The sequence below is a fragment of the Rhodococcus sp. 27YEA15 genome (assembly GCF_049739425.1).
In the GTDB taxonomy this organism is placed as follows: Bacteria; Actinomycetota; Actinomycetes; order Mycobacteriales; family Mycobacteriaceae; genus Rhodococcus_F.
The window spans coordinates 164,331-181,004 of the sequence record NZ_JBMHHW010000001.1 but is presented as its reverse complement, the minus strand read 5'-3'; the positions used below and the strand labels follow the sequence as shown (position 1 = coordinate 181,004).

Sequence of the window (16,674 nt, the reverse complement as noted above, 5' to 3'; positions counted from 1 at the left end):
CGTCCTCAGACAGCGGACGTCCCGAACGGCGATCGAGGAACGCCGTCGACGTACTTGACGGTGTCGACGAAATGCTCGGCGGTCACGGTCACGAACAGTGCGCGAGAGGTACCGACCGCCGTGTCGGGATCCGATCCCGGACCGTCGACGATGTACGCCTCGGCGCTCGTGTAGACCTTGCGGCGCACCGTACCGTCGACACGGGCACGGAACTCGAGTACCGAACCCAGCGGGATCGGACGGGCGAAATCGATCTCCAGATGACCTGTCACGACGGGCGTACCCAAGGCGAGACACGCCATGCCCTGTGTCTCGTCGAATGCGGACGACAAGATGCCGCCGTGGATGACACCGGGGCCGCCTTGGTACTTCTTCGCCACTTCCAGTCGTCCGGTGACGCTCAGCCCGACACCGGCGACGAAAGTCATCGCCATTCCGGACGGTTGGTCGTCGCCGCATCCGAAACATTTGGACCAGTGCGGCGGCAATTCCTCGCCCGCTGCCACGAAAGATTCGGCAACTTCGGGAACGGTCAGGTCATCAGGCAAGGTCCAGGCACTACTCATGGATAGGTAATCTAAACGGGGACCAGCGCATGTCGCTACGCAGACCCGACACGAAGTGACGTCAACCTCAGCAGGGAGTTCTCGATGATCAGTGCGATGGCGGACAGTCAGTCCTCGGCATTGCGCGAGACCATCGCGAGGTTGGCACCCGGAACCGCACTGCGTGACGGTCTCGAACGGATCCTCCGCGGCCGTACCGGCGCGCTCATAGTCCTCGGCTACGACGACGCGATGGAGGCGCTCTGCGACGGCGGCTTCAATCTCGACGTCGAGTTCGCGCCGACGAGGTTGCGAGAGCTGTCGAAGATGGACGGTGCCGTGGTGCTGTCCACCGACGGCACCCACATCGTGCGCGCCAACGTCCAACTCGTTCCCGATCACAAGATCCCGACCGTCGAATCGGGTACGCGCCATCGCGCTGCCGAACGTACGGCCATCCAGACCGGCTATCCGGTGGTCTCGGTCAGCCAGTCGATGTCCATCGTCAGTGTGTACGTGGGCGGCGTACGCCACGTCATCGACGGCTCGGCCACAATCTTGTCGCGAGCCAATCAGGCGGTCGCGACGCTCGAACGCTACAAGGCGCGCCTCGACGAGGTCACCCGCCAACTCTCCGTGGTGGAGATCGAGGATTTCGTGACGCTTCGCGACGCGCTGACCGTCGTACAGCGACTGGAAATGGTCCGCCGAGTGTCCATCGAAATCGAGCAGGACGTACTCGAACTCGGCACCGACGGCCGGCAGTTGGCGCTTCAACTCGAAGAGCTGGTGGGCGACAACGACATCGCCCGCCAACTCGTCGTCCGCGATTACCTCGCGTCGTCGGAACCGATCGGAACCGCGGCGTTGGACACGGTTCTGGCAGCTCTGGACCGAGTCTCGGATGCCGATCTTCTCGACCTGACGGCACTCGCTCGGGTATTCGGGTATCCGGGCACTATCGAGGCTCTCGACACACCCATGACACCGCGGGGCTATCGCGTCCTGATGCGTGTCCCACGGTTGCAGTTCCATCAGATCCACCGCTTGGTCGGATCGTTCGGCACCTTGCAGTCACTGCTCGCCGCCACGGCCGCCGATTTGCAGTCGGTGGAAGGCATCGGCGGGTTGTGGGCCAGACACATCCGTGAAGGCTTGTCCCGACTGGCCGAAACATCGATCACCGGCTCCTACAACTGAGCTGGGGCAGCGCAGGCCACGTGGTTGCAGAATGCGTCCCAGTCGGCCTCGACCGCCTTCAGGCAATCTGGCTAGGCGATATTGAAGGGCTCCGGGTTACTTCGCAGTGCACCGAGCTGTCCGACTACCGTGTAGGCGCCGGGTCCGACCGGGACACGCTCGGAGTTGGTGTTGGTCAGGCAATCGGGAGCGGACGTCGTACCGGTCCAGGACATCGTGAACGCCGCCTGATCGCCAGGCGCCAGCGTCTTCACGTCAGCGGCCGGTTGCGGGTAGCAGTCGACATTCGACCACAGGCGAGTCTTGCCGTCGATGCTGTAGACCAGCACCTGCTGAAGTCCACTGGCCAGATCCCGGTCGCATGACGCCGAACCGATGTTGGTGATGACGATCGTGAACTTGGGCTCCTCGCCCGCCGCGAAGGTCGCCTTGTCGGCCGTCGCCTTCACTGCCAGGGACGAGTCCGGGCACTGTCCGGCCGGAACCGCAGCCGCAGCGCTCGTGGCGGTTGCCGAGGAGGTTGCCGTGGTGGACGAGGCACTGCCCGATCCGTTGTCATTCGAACCCGACCCGCCGCCCGATCCGCCACCGCTCGATCCGCCGCCGGGGGCCGCGCTCGCCGACGGATCCGGGGTGAAGGGCACTCCTGTGGTCGCCGACGAACTCGCGGCGGCCGGATTGGACTCCGGCGAATCGTCGCCGCCCCCGACCAGCGCCACGATCGCCCAGACCAGAAGCGCCAGCACGACGGCGGCGGCACCGATGGCCAACACCCGGCGGCGCCAGTAGATCTCGGGGGGCAGTGGTCCATTCGGTTCCAACACGGACTCAACGGTAGTTGGCATGAGCTCCCGCAACGGTCAGCCGGGTCGGCGTGTCGGCTGACCGTTACGGACGAGGACGTCCGGGCGCCGGCCTATTCGCCCGCTGCGGTCTCGCCGATGTCTCCGACGGCCCCCTGTACCCGCATGCGACCGTCCGAGAGCGCATAGGTGACTCCGACGATCGCGCAGGCACCCTTGTCGACCTTGTCGGCGATGATCCGCGACCGTTGCATGATCAACGACCCGGTCTCGACGACGTGACGGGATTCGAGTTCGTCCACGGTGGACAATCCCTCGTTACGGCCCATCATGATGGAGGGCGCTACCCGCTCGACGACGCTGCGGATGAAACCGTCCGGCACATTGCCGTTGTCGAGGGCGTCGAGGGTGGCCTTCACCGCACCACATCCGTCGTGGCCGAGTACGACGATCAAGGGCACGTTCAAGACGTGGACCGCGTATTCGATGGACCCGAGCACCGAGTCGTCGAGGACGTGACCGGCGGTCCGTACGACGAACATGTCGCCGAGCCCCTGGTCGAAGATGATCTCGGCGGCTACTCGTGAGTCACCGCAGCCGAAGAGCACCGCCGTGGGGTGCTGCGCGTCGACCAGTTTTGCCCGGTCGGCGATTCCTTGGCTGGGGTGAATGGACGAACCGCCGACAAAACGTTCGTTGCCCTCGCGGAGGGATTTCCATGCGGAAAGCGGACTTGATCGTGGCATTTCCCTATTGTGCACCTGCCGGGTTTCCACTTCACCACGGGAATGCGCGCAGGTCGCGCGGCGGTCGCCCGAAACTGCACCTTACTTAGAAGTCAGATTGCTGATACCTTCTCCCGTAGTGATTCATTGCACTTCGCGGGGAGAGTGTGATCGCAATTACCTCAAAATGCACTCTCGAACCGAGAGGGAAAATCGGGAGGGGACAACTTGACGTCGAGCGCCGATCCCGGCAAACATCCGACGGAAGTCGATGCCGATTCGACGCAATCAGACAAATCAGGCAAATCCAATGCCGTGTCCACGGCGATGAGCGAAATCGGACTCCTTTTCACTTTCACGATTCGCGTGTGCGTCGCCGTGGTCACCACCGTGCGGCACCGACGACTGGCGTGGCGCGAGGCCGTCGACCAGATGTGGTTCCTCGCCAACGTCACGTCCGTCGCCTCCGCGCTTGTGATGATCCCACTCGGGGTAGGGGTAGCTCTCCAGATCGGTTCGCTGGCAGATCAGATCGGGGCCGGTTCGTACAGTGGTGCCGTTGTCGCCTTCCTCATCATCGGTCAGGCCGGACCACTGGTGTGCGCCTTGATCATCGCAGGCGTGGGCGGTTCGGCAATCTGCGCAGACCTCGGCGCCCGCACCATTCGCGAGGAGATCGACGCACTGGAGGTTCTCGGATTGCCGGTGCTCGAAAGACTGGTCGTTCCCCGCATGATCGCCATTGCCGTGGTGTGCCTGTTGTTGAATTCCATAGTCCTCGTGATCGGCTTGGGCGCAAGCCTTTTCGTCCATGTTCTCGTTCTCGACGGTAACGCGCAGAGCTTCCTGAGAAATCTCGTTCAGTTCAGCCAGCCGAGCGACTTCATCGCCTCCGGAGTCAAGGCCGTCTCGTTCGCCCTGATTTCCGGAATTGTCGCGAGCTACAAGGGTTTGACAGTCAAACGGGGCGCACAGGGGGTCGGTGACGCCGTCAACGAAACTGTCGTACTCTCGTTCATACTCGTCTTCGTCGCCAACCTTGCCATCACGCAGATCTATCCGTTGTTCGTGTCAGCGAAAGGTGCCTACTGATGCACCTGCCCATCGCACGACATGTCAGACGGACCGGCGATCGCGCCCTCGGCGGGCTGAGCCGACTCGGAGACCAGTTCACGTTCCACGGTCGCGTGATCGCTTCCGTACCCGCAACTTTCGCTCGATATTGGAAGGAAATTGCCCGACTTGTCGCCCAAGTCGCTTTCGGCTCGGGAACATTGTTGGCCGGCGGCGGCAGCGTCGTGGTCATTTTCGCCATCTCCTTCTTCGCGGGGTCGCAAATCGGCCTCGAGGGATACCGCGGGCTCAACCTCGTGGGACTCGCACCGCTTTCCGGCGTCATGTCCGCGATTGCGAACACGCGCGAAGTTGCACCTCTGGTCGCGGCAATTACCTTGGCCGCCAAGGTAGGAACCGGATTTACCGCACAATTAGGAGCGATGCGGATTTCCGAAGAGATCGACGCCCTCGAGGTCATGGCGATTCCGTCGATGCGCTACCTGGTCACCACCCGCATGATCGCCGCTCTCATCGCAGTCGTTCCGCTCTACCTCGTCGGTCTCTTCGCCTCCTATATGGCGACCGCGCTGGCCGTGACCCAGATCAAGGGGCAGTCCAGCGGAACGTACGGATACTATTTCAGCCTGTTCCTCTCCCCCAACGACATCTGGCTCTCCCTGGTCAAAGTCATGGTCTTCGCTGTCGTCGTCACTTTGGTCCACTGCTACTACGGCTACACCGCCACCGGCGGACCGGAAGGCGTCGGACGAGCGGCGGGTCGGGCGCTGCGCACCAGCATCGTATTTCTCGCCTTCACCGATGTGGCGATGACCATCGCACTCTGGGGACTCAAACCTCACGTACCGGGACTCACCGCATGAACGTCTCCGGAGTCGGTCGATCAAGTCTGGTACTTCGAGGGCTTCTCGCAGTGGTGGTACTGCTCGGCGCGTACGTGTTCCTGTTCTCCCGAGGGGTGGAAAATCATGGAAGCACCTCGGAGGTAACCGTGGTGGTACCCGCCGCCGCCGGAGCGCTGAAGACCGGATCGTCGGTGCAGTATCGCGGAGTGGTGGTCGGCTCGGTCGCTGCGATCAATGCGGGTACAACCAGTTCCGATGTCTCTCTTTCCATCGATCGGGACTCCTTCGCCGATATACCGTCCACCAGCCAGGTTCGTCTGATGCCGCGTAACATCTTCGGGGACTTCTTCGTCGACCTGATTCAACCCGACGGGCTCTCTCGTGGTCCTTCCCTCACGCCGGGAACACGGTTGTCTGCGGACCAGTCTTCGGAATCGGTCCAGCTTTACCAGGCGATTTCCCGAATCTACACGCTGGTCACATCGTTGGATCCGGCCGACCTGAACGCGGCATTGACCGCGATCTCGACGGCGCTGAGCGGAAAAGGCACGAAGGTCGGGAACTCATTGGACTCGATCGACCGCGCGTTGGTCGGCGCGCAACCGGTTATCGACGGACTGGGAAACGATCTCGACGACGTCGCCGCGCTCGCCGGGTCACTCTCCCTCAGCGCCCCGGATCTGTTGGCTACCTTGAAGAATTCGATTACCACGTCCACCACGGTGACGGACAAAGCATCGGGTGTGGCCGCCCTGCTTCAGGCTGGAACCCGCACCGGCGCCGCAGCAGCGGACGTCGTGGGTGAAAACCAGCGATCGAACCATCACCATCGTCGATGACGCCGATACGCTCACCGGCGCACTCATGTCACGACCCGGACAACTCACCACCGTTTACTCCGGTTTGCGCAGCCTCACGACAAATCTGCCGCCCGCCTTGGCCGACGGCCCGTGGCTGAACGCCGACATCAGGTTGACGACCACCGAGCTGTACCCGTATCGAAACTCGGACTGCCCAAGATACGGCGACTTTCCGGGGACCAACTGCCCGGCCGCACCGGCATCGCTGGGGGGAACTGTGGGACCGGTCGGCAGTGACACCGAACGTGCCGTGGTCGCGGCACTCACCGGCAGTGGAGGTGCGATGGAAAACCTGGTCCTCGGCCCGGTGTTACGCGGCACGACGGTGGTGCGGCCGTGAGTACGAGAAAAAGTCTCGTCAGATTCGGACTGTTCGTAGTCGTCGCGATCCTCGCCACCGTGATCGTCGCCGGCACCCTGATCGACCCGGTGTCCGGACCGAGTTCGAAGTATCGGGCAGTGTTCGTCAATGCATCCGGTCTGGTCACCGGTAGTGACGTCCGGATCGCGGGGGTTCGGGTCGGTCGCGTCGACAGTGTGGATCTGGTGAACAATCAGGCAGTCGTCGGTTTCGATCTCAGTTCGGATCAACGTATTCCGGCGGACGGACGGGCCGTCGTACGGTACGCAGATCTCTTGGGCGCTCGGACGATCTCCATCGAACCAGGGCCGAGTGGCGCCACACCGTCGGACTATCTGCCGTCCGGTTCCACGATCCCGGTCGAGAACACCCAGCCCGCCATAGATCTCACCGACATCCTCGGCGGGTTCCGCCCTCTGTTCGACGCTCTCGACCCCGGCGAGGTCAACAACCTCGCCGCCCAGGTGGTGACTGCCTTCCAAGGCGAAGGGTCCACTGTGGAAAACCTACTGACGCAGACGGTGGCAGTCTCGGAGAACCTGGCCGCCCGCGACGAAGTACTGGATCGGTTGATCGCCAATCTCGACCGAGTTCTGGTGGTCACCACCGCAAACCGACCCAACTTCGTCGAGATGATCGACACCTTGAACACGATGGTCGACGGGCTCGCCCAGGATCGCGAGAAGATTTCCACCGCAGTTACTTCCGCCGGACAACTCACATCGTCTCTCGACGATCTCGTGTCTCGAGTCGAGCCGACTCTCGCATCCACCCTGAACTCGATTCATGATTCGTCCACCACGATCGTCGAACATCAGCCGGCGCTCAGCACCGGGATATCCGCCTTCGATCAGCTCTTCACACAACTCGGGGTCGCCATGAGCTACGGCAGCTGGACCAATGTGTACCTCTGCAATTTCCGTCTCAGCGCGCTGGGCCAGTCGGTTGCACTCGGCGGACCCGAACGTTCGCCGGTGTGTCGATGAACTGGCTGACAGTCAAGCATCCGGTCCGTAACGGCATCGTCTGTGTTCTCGTCGGCGTCGCGGTGGTGATCGCGGCTCTGGTGATCCCTCAACTCATTTTGACGCTCAAGACCAACGAGTACCATGCCGCTTTCGCCAACGCGACCGGACTCGCTCCGGATGACCCGGTCAACGTCGCCGGTGTTCCCAGCGGAGTGGTGAAGTCGATATCCGTGTCCGGCAACTCCGTCGACGTCGTGTTCCGTCTCGACGACGGGGTGCGACTCGGTGATCGATCCCGAGCGGACATCAAGATCTCGACCCTCCTCGGACGCCGATCGCTCGACGTCACTCCGGACGGAACCGAAACGCTGGCGGCCGGATCGACCATCCCGCTCGCGAACACCAGCGTTCCGTTCACTCTCGACGATCTGGGTCGCAACGCCGGGTCCACCACGAGCAATCTCGATCTGCAGCAAGTACGCGCCATGCTGTCCGTGATATCCGATGTCGCCCCGAAGGATACAGACTTGATCCGCCGCTCACTCGAAGGAATCGACACTGTTTCCACAGTGGTCGGTGACAACGGCGATTCGATCAGTTCTCTACTCGCCGGGGCCAAGCAGACGACACAGACCTTGGTCGATCAAAAGCAAACTCTGACAACTCTTCTCGGAAATGCAGACTTGGTGATGGCAACGATATCGGACCGACGTGAAGTCCTGAACTCCCTGATCGTCGACTTTGATCGTCTCTCGACCACCCTTACCCAATTCCTCGGCGAGAACCAGGTGCTGGTCGATTCCGTTCTGACCGACATTCACAATGTCACCGCGGTGCTCTCCGACAACGAGAAGTCACTGACAACGCTGTTGGACAACTTCGCTCCGAGCGTCCGCTACGTCACCAACGCGTCGGGCAACGGCAACTGGCTCGACCTCAATTCTCCGGCCACTCTCATTCCCGACAACTGGTTGTGCGCCGTCGGTCTCGTGCAGGGGTGCCGATGACTTCCACTGCTCGTAAGATCGCTGCGCTCGCCGTAATCGCCCTGTGCGCGATCGGGGCGATCGTGTACTACGTCCGGCCTGATCACAAACTGATCGTGACAGCCGAATTCGCTTCTACCGATGCCATTTTCGCGGGAAACAAGGTGACGATACTCGGTGTACCCAGTGGACGGGTCGAGAGAGTGGTTCCGGACGGTTCACGGGTGCGCGTCGAGGTGAGTCTGCCTGCCGGTACGCGTGTTCCCGCCGACGTGCAGGCTTGGGTCCTTTCACCGTCTGTCATCAGCGACCGCACGGTCGAACTGGGCCCCGGCTACGAGAGCGGTGACACCTTGTCCGACGGCGCCGTGATCCCACTCGAGCGAACCCACTCACCTTTGACCTGGGATCAACTCACCAGTTCGGTCAACGACCTACTGGTCGCGCTGGGGCCCGGCGCAGACGGCGGCGGTATCGGTGACGTCGTCGGAAAGAGCGCAGATCTTGTCGACGGCAACGGCGAATCCTTCAGAAATGCCGTGCAGTCGATCGCCAGAGCCAGTTCGGTGCTCGCCGGCGCAGGCCCGGACATGACCGAACTCGTCGGAAATCTGAACACACTGGTACAAACGATCGCAGACAATCAGACACAGGTGAATTCACTGTCCAATTCGATCACCGCCACAGCGCAGGAGTTTTCGAACCAGCGCGAGAATATCAGCGGGGCACTCAATTCCGTGACAACCCTGCTGGGTCAGGTGTCGGCGCTGTTGTCCGAACACGGTTCGGCCCTGACCGACGACATGGGAACCCTTGCCCAACTGACGGGCTCGATAGCGACAAAACAGGATCAGCTTCGCGAGGTCGTGGACACCGCCCCCACCGGATTTCAGAACGTGGCCAATCTCGTCACCGACGACGGCAGGGCGCGGGTTCGTCTGAACGTGGGCACCAATCTGTCGCAGTTCGATTCCACCCGAGCGCTGTGCCAACAGATGCCACTTCCGATCTGCACCGGCCCCGGCCTCGTCAACCCGATCGAATTCCCGGTTGCATCGGATGATTCCGACTTGGCTCGCATACTCGGTGGGGTCCGGTGATGTCGACGCAGCGGGGCGCGGCATGTGTCGTTGCACTCGGAGCCGTATCGGTGCTGGCCGGATGCAGCCTGAATTTTCAGCACCTTCCGATCGGCCTTGGCGTGTCGGGTGATTCGTATCCGCTGACTTTGGAGTTCGCGGATGCATCACTACTTCCGGTAGGCGGCGAAGTTCGTATCGGGCAGGCGGTGGTAGGGCGAGTCACGTCGATGACCGCGGACAGGTTCGCGGCCGTGGTGCACGTCGAGATCGATTCCGCCATAGAACTTCCGTCGGACACGACGGCCCGGATCGAATTGTCGACGCCCATCGGCGACGCATTCGTCGGTCTCGACGTTCCGGTGGGCTCTTCTGCAACTGCTCTGGAACCGGGATCCGTCGTCGACCAGTCTCACACCGTGCGCGGCCCGGATGTGGCCCAATTACTCGGCGCTGTCGGCACGCTGTTGAACGGTAGTGGCTTGGCACAGGTGAAAAGCATCATCCACGAGGCGAATCAAGTGATGGACGGTCGTGAGGACGTGATCCGGGATCTACTCGCGCGAGTGGACTCGTTTCTCACTACGGTGAACAACCGAAAGGACTCGGTGAATTCAGCCCTCGATTCCCTCGATCGGCTCACCGCGACGGTCGGCGACGAGAGCGCGGTGCTGGACGAAGGGATCAAGACATTGACCCCGGCGCTGAAAGTGGTCACCGATCAACGGCAGCCACTTCTCGATCTCCTGGATCAGACGAATCGACTCAGCTCCGCCGCAACAGCCGTACTCGATCGCTCGAGCGAACAGATAGTCGACGTGAACGGGAAACTCTCCCCCATCCTCGATCAGCTGACCGCAATGGGACCGACTCTCGACAAGACGATGGCAGACCTCGACAACGCGCGTGCCCTCGTTCTTCGCGCGATCCCGGGAGATTACGTCAACATCGATCTTGACGTCGACATACCCGAAGTTTTGTCCGGGCTGCTCAACGAGATCATTCCGGGTGCGGCCCCCGTACTCGCACCGCTACCCCCTCGTGATCCGAACGTTCCGCTGTCGACCCCACTCGAAGGCGGTACTCGATGAAGAGCCGAGTCGTGTACTTCGAGATCGTGGCGTTTCTCCTCATCGCCGTGGTGAGTACGACGTACGTCCTCCACCAGGTCGGAGTGGGGAATCCGTTCACCGGGACAATCACCGTCACAGCCGAATTCGACAATGTGGCCGGAATCTCGGCCGGCAGTGAAGTGGCGTACCGCGGCGTGACCGTCGGCGACGTGTCATCGATCGACATCACGTCCGGCGGTGACACCGTGGTGCTGACACTGTCGTTGCGCGCGGATCAGCACGTCCCTGTCGACTCGAACGCGGCGATCAGCCAGGACACCGCGGTTCCGGTGCTGAAAGTGCAATTGACCTCCGAGTCCGACAGCGGACCTTACTTGTCCGACGGTTCGGTGATTCCCCGCGAACGCACATCGGTGCCGGCACCACTCGGTTCGGTGATTTCGAACTTCAATGCGGCAGCCGACACCGTCAAACCCGAAGACGTGAAAACACTGACCCGCGAACTCGCGACAGGGCTACGCGGCTCTGGTACGGACCTTCAGACGATCGTCGACAGCTTCGACGTTCTTTCCCGCACAGCGGTTCTCGTCCAACCTCAGGTCAATACACTCGCGGACAACTTCCGCAGTCTCTACGCTGCAAACGCCGACAACATCGCAGCGCTCCCGGACGTCGCTCGCACACTTCGTCAATTGACCGATCAGGTTCGAAGCTCGGACCCGCAGCTTCACACGCTGCTCGATCGGAGTCCGGCAATCCTTTCCGAACAGGTACTACCGCTGATCGAGGAGAACCGTCAGTCCTTCAGTCTGTTACTGGCGAACTCGCTGGTGTCCACACAGATCGTCACTACCCGAATGCCCGCCGTCGATGCTCTCCTGATGGTGGTTCCGCAGGGCTTCGAGAAGCTGAGCACCATCGTCAGTGGCGGGCGGGCGCAGTTGAATCTGGTCACCGCAGTGGGGCCTGTCTGCATGTACGACACGCCGCGACGCTCGGTGCAGGACGTCTCACCGTCACCGCTGAACAAAGATCAGCACTGCACGGACGAGTCCGGGAGAATCCAGAACCGTGGGTCGCAGAACATCCCGGACCAATCGGGGCGGATAGCCGGCGTCGCAGCCTACGATCCGAGCTCGGGCACGGTCGCCGCCGGCGACGGTACGTCCATCCGGATGGGCGTCAACGGCGGCCAGCAGACCGTTCTCGGCGACTCGTCCTTCGCCGCACTACTAGTCCAGGGGACACGATGACCACAGATGACACCACAACGGGCACCTCGGTGTCGCCGGCGAAGCCTTCCGAAGAAGAAACTCACACTGACGACACCTCGACAGTCGAACCTTCTTCTTCCTCGAACGATTCGACTCCGACCCGCCGTCGCGTGAGCACACGGTTTCTGCCGCTGCTGGCCGGGATTCTCGTTGTACTGGCCGCACTCGGGTGGGGTGGCTACACGACATGGCAGTCCTCACTCGACGACGACGCCCGCACCAGCGCCCTCGACAGTGGCAAGAAGTTCGCTACCGACCTTGCCACCTACAACTTCCAGAATCTCGATCAGAATCTGTCGGTGGTGCGCGACAATTCGGTGGGCCAGTTCGCCGGGCAGTACGCGCAGGTGGCATCCAATCTGCAGAACATGATCGTGCAGTATCAGGCGACGTCGTCCGCTCAGATCCTGTCCGCCGGTCTCGCCAGTGCCGACCGTGACAACGCAGAGGTGTTGGTCTTCCTGGATCAGACGATCACCAACACGAACTCTCCCGACCCTCGAATCGACCGAAATCGAATGCAACTGTCTCTCGTGCGCGAGGACGGCACGTGGAAACTCGCTGACGTGCAGTTGTTGTGATCGGTACGGCATCTACCTCTGCACCGGAAGCCATCGCTGCGCCGGACCCACAGCCGGACCTCGATGGGGTGTGGCGACGCTGCCGATAGACTCGGACGTTCGCAACAAACCGAGGAGTTGGCAGTCGAGGTGTCCGTGGAATCGTCAGTACTGCTGAAGTGGTACGCCGACACAGCCCGCGATCTACCGTGGCGACGCGACGGCGTCAGCGCCTGGCAGATCCTGATGAGCGAGATCATGCTGCAACAGACACCGGTGGTTCGCGTCGCCCCGATTTGGGAAGAATGGGTTCGGCGCTGGCCGGTACCGTCGGCGATGGCGGCGTCGAGCCAAGCCGAGGTCCTTCGTGCCTGGGGAAAGCTCGGGTACCCGCGGCGAGCACTGCGACTGCACGAATGCTCACGCGTTCTGGCCGAACAGCACGGCGACGTGGTACCGGACGACGTCGATACGCTGCTCGGTCTGCCCGGAATCGGCTCCTACACCGCACGTGCAGTGGCCTGTTTCGCGTACGGCCGGCGAGTTCCCGTGGTGGACACCAACGTACGACGGGTTGTTGCCCGCGCCGTCCATGGAGCGGCCGAACCTGGGAATCCTTCCAATACGCGCGATCTCGCCGACGTGTCAGCGCTCCTTCCCCGGACGCGAGAGCGTGCGGCAACGTTCTCGGCTGCACTCATGGAGTTGGGCGCTCTGATCTGCACCGCCCGCACACCCGATTGCGAGCAGTGCCCGTTGCCGAACTGCGCATGGGTTGTCGCGGGAAAACCGGCCCACACCGGACCACCGAAGAAGGTACAGAAGTTCGCCGGCACAGACCGTCAGGTTCGAGGAAAGCTGATGGCCGTCCTACGCGAGAGTCATCACCCGGTAGAGCGTGCTCGACTCGACGTCGTCTGGCTGATCGACCCCGGCCAGCGAGACCGCGCGCTCCACTCCCTGCTGGTCGACGGTTTGGTCGAGCAGACCGCCGACGGCCTTTTCGCGCTGGCGGGCGAGGGCGGCGATCAGCGGTAGCCACTTTCCACGACTCGTCCGAGCATGAGATCAGGCCGTTCGGCGACTCTTCGAAGACATCCAGGTGCACGTCGCCCGTTCCGAATCGGTACCCAAGGCGCTCGACCATCCACAGCCCGGCGATAGTCGCCGGGCAGTGAGCCCTCGAACGAGAACCGACCGGCAACCGGCAGCCGACAGTTCGATCGACAACCCGGACCCACCGCCGACCTCTGCGCTCGACCCCACCGGCGGTAGCGTCGTCGCACCCGATACAGCCTCCGCGACCACCAGGACCGTGCTCACCGACACGAGGCCGAACCTCTGTCTTACTCGGCGCCTCCTGACCCGTCTACCTGCTCGCGGGCACCTCGGCGGCATTCCGGCAGGACCGATCCGCACAGCACTGCTCACACATCCCCACGCAAGCGATTTTCCGACAGAATCCGAGCCACCTTCGGCGAACACCGAGTTAAGTTCCATCGAAGTACTCGCATGGAAGGAAAAGCCACAGGTGAGCGCGTGATTATGCGGGTGAAGTTCGGACAAAACAGGTGATATCTCGGGTGAAACGCCCTGAGTTGAGCGCTTGGGAGTGGCACCAGCTACGCTCAGTCTGTCAATCGGCAATCAGGATATTTCGCCCAATTCGATACTTCCGGCGGAGCTGAACACAGAAGGGGACCTCGGCAATGCTCGGGAAGGACGGCCACGACTGGGCAGCTACCCCCGATCACCACAGCACCCTCGGGTTCGTTCCTCGCCTCGACCTGTTCGAGAAACTCGATCGACGTGCCGCCCTGACCCTGATACGCGCACCGAGCGGATACGGCAAGTCTTCGTTGATCGCGTCGTGGCTCCGATCGAATCCGGACCCGCGGCGCGTACTGATATGGATGTCCGCCCCAGGTCACGGCGTGGACCCTGCGGTGTACTGGCGTACGGTAGCCCAGCGCTTCCATGCGGCCGGAGTGACTCGACCGGACTCCTCCGACGGGCCGACTGATCCGTTCACCGAATTGGTCAGGGCCGTGAACACGGTACAGCGACCCACGTTACTGGTCCTCGTGCGACCGGACATGATCGACGCGGAGAGCCTGGAAGATCAGCTGATCGAGCTGGTCTCACACTGCCACCAGCTGGACCTGATAGTGACACTGACCGGTCTTCGGCTCTTTCCCGAACCGTACCTTCTCGACATCGACCACGAAGTGATCAACACAGAAGAGTTGTTGTTCACCGTCGAGGACACCGAGCGTCTACTGGAATCAGCGGGCGCGACAGTGTCCGAGGGGGATGCAGCGCATCTCACCGCGCTGGTCGGCGGGCTCCCGGTACTAGTGCACTCGGCCGTGACCGCGATCAAGAATCTGCCAGCCACCGACGACCGCGACCGCCGACTCGAACACCACGTCCAAAGGTCCGTCGACCGCTACACCAGAGACGTCGTTCTCGCGAGCGCACGCACGACGAACCAGTACGAATTCACCCTGGCGACGGCGCCGGCTCGTACCCTGACCGTCGAAACCGCCGCCGTGTTGTTCGAATCGGGCGAACCCGATGCCCTGATACACGCCCGCCTGGTCGCTCTCGAAACTGCCGGAGTGCTATCCAGGTCGGAAAGCGAGGAAATCCCGACCTGGGAACTGGCGCCTGCGATTCGCCGGTCCCTACTGGCACACCGGGATTCGACCGGAGACGACTACACCCGAAATTTGTCATTTCTCGCGCACCACCAACTCGAGGCCGGACGTCACTCGTCGGCCTTGGAGTACGCGGTCGACTCCGAAAACTGGACGCTGGCGGTCGATATCATCGAACAACACTGGGTGACGATGATCGCCGCCGATCTCGAAGCGGTCCGTTCCGCTCTTCGACGGATACCTGCCGCGGCAGCAGACCATCACCCCGTCGTCCAAGCCGGTCAACGCCTTTTCGCGATGCCAGAATCGGAAGCCGAGGTGGTGGCCGACGCTCTGCCCACATCCGTTGCCGAGTTGGACGAGCTGGGTGCAAGTCCACGTGCACGCGACGCTCTGAGCGCCGGTTGTGTTCGGTCGATCATGCTCAGGCTCGCCGGCGAGTGCGACCGGGCCACCGAAATAACGCGCAGGCTGGCCCATCTGAGCCGCAGCGCCCTCGAACACCATCCCGAGAACGTGAGCAACCAGCTTCCGATCATGCGGTTGCAGTTCGCAATCACCTATCAGCTCAACGGTCGGTTCGCCGAATCGACCATCGAAGCCCGAACGGCCTACTGGGGCGGGGTCTCCCAAGGTATCGATTTCGTCGCCCGCAACGCAGCGGGCAGTGCCGCCATGAGCTGGGCGATACTCGGAGAGCCTCGCCAGGCCCGGCATTGGTCGGTCATGGAGCGGAAACACCCCAACTCCCACAGTTGGCTCGGGCCGATGGTCAAGGTTGCCGGACTGGTCGCCACGGCATTGGCAGCACTCGACTCACTCGACTTCTCGACAGCTCGCCGAGCCTTGCAAGAGTTGGGACATCCGACCGAGAGCGAGGAACTGTGGGCTTTCGTGACATACGCGCATTGCCAACTCGCTCTAGCCGAGAACGACGCGTTCACCGCTCTGCCGCTGCTACAAACCGCCGTGGCGGCACACGCGAAGCAATGCACTCCGTCGGCGTTCGCCACACCGCTCATGAGGTCCACCGAGACAGATCTACTGCTGGCGCTGGGCGAAGGCAACAAGGCGGCAGCCCTCGCCGAGCGCATCGTCGATCCCGCGTCCAACCCGTGGACGTTGACGTCGGTCGCTCGACTCCGTCAACGAACCGGCCACCCCGAGGCCGCCATCGCACTATGCCACCAATTCGACTGGGCACGTGATTCGTATCCGCGCGCGCACATGGAAACCCTACTCGTCCAAGCAGTTGCACACGACGCGCTGGGAGAGCAGCGATACGCGACCGACGCCTGGTCCAAAGCGTGCAGCATCGCCGACCAGACGGGACTACTCCGGCCGTTCTCGACCATTACCGCAGCGGACGTCGACCGCCTGGAATCAGCAGCGAAAACCGACTCGCCCGCGCTCGCCGAATTTCGGAACTCCCTTCACCGGGAACCTTTCCCACCATCGGTGCACATAGTCTCTCTGACCGAGCGCGAACGCACCGTGCTGGCACTGCTGTCGCTGGGGCTGGGGTCGGCGGCGATGGCCGACAAACTCTTCGTATCCGTCAACACCGTCAAGACCCAACTCCGGACCATGTACCGAAAGCTCGACGCGCACAACAAGAACGAGGCCATTGCCAACGCGCGGGAACTGCGCTTGCTCTGAAA

At 62.3% G+C, this 16,674-nt stretch carries 16 protein-coding genes; 13 read left to right on the top strand and 3 right to left on the bottom strand.

The features are described from left to right. Positions 1 to 5: 5 nt before the first annotated feature. The gene (locus tag ABH922_RS00835) at positions 6 to 566 is read right to left on the bottom strand and encodes a PaaI family thioesterase (RefSeq protein ID WP_424805131.1); all 561 of its coding nucleotides are present in this window, start codon (positions 564 to 566) and stop codon (positions 6 to 8) included. Positions 567 to 650: 84 nt separating this feature from the next. Here ABH922_RS00835 and disA point away from each other — a divergent pair, with 84 nt between their 5' ends. Then, on the top strand, positions 651 to 1,745 hold the full coding sequence (gene disA, locus ABH922_RS00830) for a DNA integrity scanning diadenylate cyclase DisA (protein ID WP_424805130.1): 1,095 nt from the start codon (positions 651 to 653) through the stop codon (positions 1,743 to 1,745). A 71-nt stretch (positions 1,746 to 1,816) separates the two neighbouring features. Here disA and ABH922_RS00825 read toward each other — a convergent pair whose 3' ends face one another. Further along, positions 1,817 to 2,569, bottom strand: a complete 753-nt coding sequence (locus ABH922_RS00825; RefSeq protein WP_424805129.1) for a DUF4232 domain-containing protein — start codon at positions 2,567 to 2,569, stop codon at positions 1,817 to 1,819. Between the two features lie 92 nt (positions 2,570 to 2,661). Further along, complete coding sequence (locus tag ABH922_RS00820) at positions 2,662 to 3,294, bottom strand: carbonic anhydrase (protein ID WP_424805128.1); 633 nt, start codon at positions 3,292 to 3,294, stop codon at positions 2,662 to 2,664. A 306-nt stretch (positions 3,295 to 3,600) separates the two neighbouring features. Here ABH922_RS00820 and ABH922_RS00815 point away from each other — a divergent pair, with 306 nt between their 5' ends. The 12 genes from ABH922_RS00815 to ABH922_RS00760 all read left to right on the top strand — a co-directional run bounded on the left by ABH922_RS00815 (position 3,601) and on the right by ABH922_RS00760 (position 16,672). Further along, the gene (locus ABH922_RS00815) at positions 3,601 to 4,365 is read left to right on the top strand and encodes an MlaE family ABC transporter permease (RefSeq protein ID WP_424809514.1); all 765 of its coding nucleotides are present in this window, start codon (positions 3,601 to 3,603) and stop codon (positions 4,363 to 4,365) included. Further along, positions 4,365 to 5,210: an MlaE family ABC transporter permease gene (locus tag ABH922_RS00810; RefSeq protein ID WP_424805127.1), complete on the top strand. Its 846-nt coding sequence runs from the start codon at positions 4,365 to 4,367 to the stop codon at positions 5,208 to 5,210. The genes ABH922_RS00815 and ABH922_RS00810 overlap by 1 nt, the downstream gene beginning before the upstream one ends. Then, positions 5,207 to 6,031 (top strand): MCE family protein, encoded by an 825-nt coding sequence (locus ABH922_RS00805; protein ID WP_424805126.1) that lies wholly within the window; start codon positions 5,207 to 5,209, stop codon positions 6,029 to 6,031. The genes ABH922_RS00810 and ABH922_RS00805 overlap by 4 nt, the downstream gene beginning before the upstream one ends. Further along, on the top strand, positions 5,994 to 6,392 hold the full coding sequence (locus tag ABH922_RS00800) for a hypothetical protein (protein WP_424805125.1): 399 nt from the start codon (positions 5,994 to 5,996) through the stop codon (positions 6,390 to 6,392). Before ABH922_RS00805 ends, ABH922_RS00800 begins: the two co-directional genes overlap by 38 nt. Further along, complete coding sequence (locus tag ABH922_RS00795) at positions 6,389 to 7,399, top strand: MCE family protein (RefSeq protein ID WP_424805124.1); 1,011 nt, start codon at positions 6,389 to 6,391, stop codon at positions 7,397 to 7,399. Before ABH922_RS00800 ends, ABH922_RS00795 begins: the two co-directional genes overlap by 4 nt. Further along, entirely contained in the window at positions 7,396 to 8,388 is a 993-nt protein-coding gene (locus tag ABH922_RS00790) for an MCE family protein (RefSeq protein WP_424805123.1), read from the top strand. The genes ABH922_RS00795 and ABH922_RS00790 overlap by 4 nt, the downstream gene beginning before the upstream one ends. Beyond that, positions 8,385 to 9,467 (top strand): MCE family protein, encoded by a 1,083-nt coding sequence (locus ABH922_RS00785; RefSeq protein WP_424805122.1) that lies wholly within the window; start codon positions 8,385 to 8,387, stop codon positions 9,465 to 9,467. The genes ABH922_RS00790 and ABH922_RS00785 overlap by 4 nt, the downstream gene beginning before the upstream one ends. Further along, positions 9,467 to 10,537: an MCE family protein gene (locus ABH922_RS00780; protein ID WP_424805121.1), complete on the top strand. Its 1,071-nt coding sequence runs from the start codon at positions 9,467 to 9,469 to the stop codon at positions 10,535 to 10,537. Before ABH922_RS00785 ends, ABH922_RS00780 begins: the two co-directional genes overlap by 1 nt. Next, complete coding sequence (locus ABH922_RS00775) at positions 10,534 to 11,772, top strand: MlaD family protein (RefSeq protein ID WP_424805120.1); 1,239 nt, start codon at positions 10,534 to 10,536, stop codon at positions 11,770 to 11,772. The genes ABH922_RS00780 and ABH922_RS00775 overlap by 4 nt, the downstream gene beginning before the upstream one ends. A gap of 131 nt (positions 11,773 to 11,903) precedes the next feature. Then, positions 11,904 to 12,374, top strand: coding sequence for a hypothetical protein (locus ABH922_RS00770; protein WP_424805119.1), 471 nt, complete (start codon positions 11,904 to 11,906; stop codon positions 12,372 to 12,374). Positions 12,375 to 12,503: 129 nt separating this feature from the next. Continuing rightward, a complete protein-coding gene (locus ABH922_RS00765; protein ID WP_424805118.1) occupies positions 12,504 to 13,391 on the top strand; it encodes an A/G-specific adenine glycosylase in 888 nt (295 codons plus the stop codon). 671 nt (positions 13,392 to 14,062) lie between these two features. Continuing rightward, positions 14,063 to 16,672, top strand: coding sequence for a LuxR C-terminal-related transcriptional regulator (locus ABH922_RS00760; RefSeq protein WP_424805117.1), 2,610 nt, complete (start codon positions 14,063 to 14,065; stop codon positions 16,670 to 16,672). Positions 16,673 to 16,674: the final 2 nt, after the last annotated feature.

Coding starts and splice junctions, on each gene's coding strand:
- ABH922_RS00790 (WP_424805123.1), top strand. CDS start 7,396: ATGAACTGGCTGACAGTCAAGCATCCGGTCCGTAACGGCATCGTCTGT.
- ABH922_RS00815 (WP_424809514.1), top strand. CDS start 3,601: ATGAGCGAAATCGGACTCCTTTTCACTTTCACGATTCGCGTGTGCGTC.
- ABH922_RS00760 (WP_424805117.1), top strand. CDS start 14,063: ATGCTCGGGAAGGACGGCCACGACTGGGCAGCTACCCCCGATCACCAC.
- ABH922_RS00780 (WP_424805121.1), top strand. CDS start 9,467: ATGTCGACGCAGCGGGGCGCGGCATGTGTCGTTGCACTCGGAGCCGTA.
- ABH922_RS00785 (WP_424805122.1), top strand. CDS start 8,385: ATGACTTCCACTGCTCGTAAGATCGCTGCGCTCGCCGTAATCGCCCTG.
- ABH922_RS00835 (WP_424805131.1), bottom strand. CDS start 566: ATGAGTAGTGCCTGGACCTTGCCTGATGACCTGACCGTTCCCGAAGTT.
- ABH922_RS00820 (WP_424805128.1), bottom strand. CDS start 3,294: ATGCCACGATCAAGTCCGCTTTCCGCATGGAAATCCCTCCGCGAGGGC.
- ABH922_RS00810 (WP_424805127.1), top strand. CDS start 4,365: ATGCACCTGCCCATCGCACGACATGTCAGACGGACCGGCGATCGCGCC.
- disA (WP_424805130.1), top strand. CDS start 651: ATGATCAGTGCGATGGCGGACAGTCAGTCCTCGGCATTGCGCGAGACC.
- ABH922_RS00775 (WP_424805120.1), top strand. CDS start 10,534: ATGAAGAGCCGAGTCGTGTACTTCGAGATCGTGGCGTTTCTCCTCATC.
- ABH922_RS00805 (WP_424805126.1), top strand. CDS start 5,207: ATGAACGTCTCCGGAGTCGGTCGATCAAGTCTGGTACTTCGAGGGCTT.